Here is a 512-nt window from a genome sequence, read left to right as displayed (position 1 = left end):
AGGGCTAAAGACCGAGAACATAACCGTTGTCGATACAAGCGGCAACGTCTTAAACGAGGCGACCGGCGATTCAGAAGCCGGTCTTGCGGGCAATTACTCGAGGACCCAGCTCGAGGCCAAGGTCGCCTACGAAAACCAGGTCGAAAAATCGATCCATTCGATGCTCGGTACGGTGCTCGGCAATGACAATAATGCGGTGGTTAGGGTTAATGCAGATCTCGACTTTACCTCAAAACAAACCCATACGAACAAGGTCGAGCAGGGCAATAATCCGGTTGTCGTCAGCACGCAGAAAGAGACGGAAAAATATGAGGGGGCAGGGTCGATGCCCGGCGGTATCGCAGGGATTTCCTCGCAGAACCCAAGCTCAACGGCCAGTGGCTCCTCGGCTACTTACCCTGCGGGGAATACGAGTGCGGGTAACTCGACATATAAACGCTCAAACGAGACGGTAAATTACGATTCCACAAAAATCGAGGAAAGCGAGATCAAGCCGCCTGGCGAGGTTAAGA

1 protein-coding gene is annotated in these 512 nt (G+C 52.9%); it reads left to right on the top strand.

Features of this window, described 5'->3' with window-relative positions:
* A partial coding sequence (locus COY37_RS06615; RefSeq protein ID WP_286976889.1) for a flagellar M-ring protein FliF C-terminal domain-containing protein occupies positions 1 to 512 on the top strand: 512 nt, incomplete at both ends.

The sequence above is a fragment of the Candidatus Aquicultor secundus genome (genome assembly GCF_002791875.1).
Classification (GTDB): domain Bacteria; phylum Actinomycetota; class Aquicultoria; order Aquicultorales; family Aquicultoraceae; genus Aquicultor_A; species Aquicultor_A secundus.
The sequence above is the reverse complement of the archived record's forward strand: the minus strand, read 5'-3'. Positions and strand labels throughout refer to the sequence as shown.